We start from the raw sequence: 3,218 nt of genomic DNA on the forward strand, positions 1-3,218 counted from the left end.
CTCCAGTTGTTCGCGTTCAGCGGGTGTGATGACCAGTTCGGCTTTCGGGCGGCCGTTTTTCATTGGGTATCTCCTCAAATCTAAAGACACCCAGAAATTAAGCAAGATTTATGCTACGTATTAATGGGACAGGACACTAGCTCAGCAGCTCGTTTGTCCTAACACATCGAAGGTTTCTCGGCTTCATCAAGATCGGTTCCAAACGATAACCTCTGGGATCAACGCTGCCCAATAGATTTTTCGCTGTACGTCTACCGTTTTATCGTTTTCTTAAGGGAGTGTTGTGTTTTGGCGACTTGCCTAATAGGGCGGCATTAACAAGGCTCCATGGACTGCTCTTTACGGGCTGTTTCGCCGTTCCTGGAAAACTTTGCCCGTTCCTTGAGAGCGACATACGAAGTTAAAAAATATCAGATAACGCCTTTTTTTATTTACTTATCAATTTATTACAAATATGGCCTAAATAGTGCTCAGGCCGAACCGTACCGTGTCGGATATGGATTAAACAAAAAGAGCTGTTACGGACGACAAATAAATCGAAGCACAACAAATAACAAACAGGCAGGGTGCGCTATATCGGGGGGCTCTGACAATTGTCAGGCTACGTGACCATAACTACTCATAATGAGCCGTTAGTCATGAAGAAAAAATATCAAGTCTCATATTCGCCGCTGATCTCAACAAACGTCTCGACGCCCCCACCATTTCTGCCTTTAAAGGTGGACCTCGAAGCCATTAAGACCGCTACTGAACCAAGTCTTTTGATCTGAAAGCGGCAAAACCACCGCAAGGTGGCGACGCAAAGTTACCGGTCTACAGGAGATCGTCCTATGACAGCGAGATTGCGGGCTCGAGCCGTGAGTGGCCCATCCACGCTGCATGCCTCGTTGCTGTGGAGTTCCTGTCGGACGCTCGTTCCGAGAGAGACCACCGTGCCGCGGGGGAATTCAATAAGCAGCCAACTTGATGTCCCGTGCGCAACGGGCTTGATACGACCTCCCCCACGCTTTCGATCCAAAACGCTACAGCATTAGCGGCTACTGCAACCGAATTTAATTCGCCGGTCGGAGCCAGTCCCTGAAGCTCGAACAGCGCTTGGGGGTTGCACTTCGACGCGGCTTAATCAGTGGCGCCTTTACGAGACGCCTCCGGGACTGATTTTTTTACAACGCTAGAGGAGGAGATTTCGAGGAACCGCCCGGCCCACGCAGCCGATTTTAAAAATTTTCCGTGTCTGCTTTTTAGTACTGATAGGAGCTATAAGAATGAATAAGCACTTTGTCCTGACCCCGTTGTATCTGTCATTGGCTTTGTCGGCGGTCAGCCACACAGCCGCCGCCGAGCGGAAGTTACCGGAGGATTTATTTCAGGACGCGCTGAGCGCCATACCCGACACTAATCGTCCCCCTCAAGTTAAAAAGGACAGGAATCGCTCAGTCCGGCTTAATCTCGAAAGAATGAAAGCAGACGCGATAAATCTGAATATTTTCAATGACACGCTTCTGGTCGCCGAGAAGGATCGTGTCGTCGACAATGTTCAGGGTCGTTCGGCTTGGATTGGTCATATTCAAGGAGAACCCGACAGTGAAGTCATTCTGGCTGTGACCGGAAATGTCATGTCCGGAACCGTCAAACGGGGGAACGGAGAAGTCTACGAAATCCTATACAACGGCGATGATACTCATACCGTTCGACAATTGGACCCCAAAAAGATCCTGCCTCACAAGCACCCGATTCCCGATGTCGACATGGACCCCGACTTAGCCAACGCGCCGGCCAGTTCGGAAGCCGAGACGGCGGCCAATGCCCCGCCCGTGGCGGGCGCGGAAGCCAATACCGTTGTTGACCTGATGGTTGTCTATACGCCGAAGGCACGCGCCAATGCCGGCGGCGCATCAGGTATCCAATCCAAGATCGTGAAAGCCGTCGAGGCCGCCAATCAAGCCTATATCAACAGCAAAATTCACATGAAGCTCAACCTGGTTCGCATGGCCGAGGTCAGCTACACGGAAAGCGGCGACATGTCCCGCACGCTTCATGACCTTCGAGGCACCACCGACGGCAAAATGGATATCGTGCACTCCTGGCGCACCCAGTACGGCGCCGACCAAGTGGCGCTGGTTTCCGCCGATGCGAATTACTGCGGCATCGCTTATCAAATGACGCGGCTGAGTAGCTCCTTTGCGCCCTACGCATTCTCCGTAGTGCATGACGATTCCAAAGCCTATTGTCTTGCCGGGCAGACGCTGGCGCACGAGCTGGGCCATAACCAGGGCAACTCCCATGACCGCGCCAACTCCAGCTTTGCCGGAATTTATCCCTACTCTTATGGATATCGCTTGTGTCAAAGCGGCGGCTTCAGAACGGTTATGGCTTATTCATGCAGCGGCGCAACGCGCATCTCGAATTTCGCCAATCCCACCGTCTACTATAACGGCAAGCCCACGGGAATCGATCCGAACATAAACCCGTCGAAGTCCGCAGCCGACGCCTGGTCCATGGAAAAAGCGCGATATACGGTTGCCGCTTGGCGAGCCAGCAAAGTGGCGGCTGCTCCCGCCGCTCCAAGCGCGCTGGCGGCGTCCGCCCGATCCGATGACCGAATTAATCTCCGCTGGGTGGATAATTCGGACAATGAGGAGGGATTCAAGGTGGAGCGCTCCCGCGACGGAGTCAACTGGGAAGAAATCGCGGAGCTGGGACCGAATGTCACCGGCTTTTCAAACACGGGGCTTAGCCCGAACGGCGAATACTCGTATCGCGTGTCGACCTATAACGGCGTAGCGGAGTCCACCTTCAGTGAAGTAGCGACGGCTACAACCCCATCAACGATTAACGTTCACCGGAAAAACCGATAATGGCAGCGCCAATGAAAAGCGTCGGCAACAGCGCCTTGGTCACCGCGCTTCAATTTAATCCCAAGCGAGTAGCGACAGCTAATACTTGTCCTTAGGGCAAAACTCGCTATCTGAGCCCCAGCTATCATGCGCATCCTTCGGAGGATACGCGCATGATAGCTCGGATCAATCAGGCCGGTCCTGCGAGCCGGCATGTTCACAGCCATGTAACAACCGCCCGAGTAATGGTCAAATTTTGTGTACGGGGCGGACTCAGGCGGCGATTTTCTCGGCGTCTTCCCGAACTCCGTCCTTGAACACGACTCCCTCGATAACCTGAGCCAAGCGGGGAATGCCATTGAGTTTTCGCCAGTGCCGCTC

At 53.3% G+C, this 3,218-nt stretch carries 1 protein-coding gene and 1 riboswitch; the gene reads left to right on the forward strand.

Annotation, left to right across the window (positions count from 1 at the left end; translation table 11 throughout):
• Positions 1-764 precede the first annotated feature (764 nt).
• Positions 765-850: riboswitch (cyclic di-GMP riboswitch) on the forward strand.
• 415 nt (positions 851-1,265) lie between these two features.
• On the forward strand, positions 1,266-2,858 hold the full coding sequence (locus VEB01_RS09690; RefSeq protein ID WP_324874935.1) for a M12 family metallo-peptidase: 1,593 nt from the start codon (positions 1,266-1,268) through the stop codon (positions 2,856-2,858).
• Positions 2,859-3,218 lie beyond the last annotated feature (360 nt).

Origin of the sequence: Methylocaldum sp., from assembly GCF_035627495.1 — a bacterium.
Lineage (GTDB): Bacteria > Pseudomonadota > Gammaproteobacteria > Methylococcales > Methylococcaceae > Methylocaldum.

Bases quoted from the DNA above. Each gene is read 5' to 3' on its own strand.
- VEB01_RS09690 (WP_324874935.1), top strand. From the start codon at position 1,266: ATGAATAAGCACTTTGTCCTGACCCCGTTGTATCTGTCATTGGCTTTG.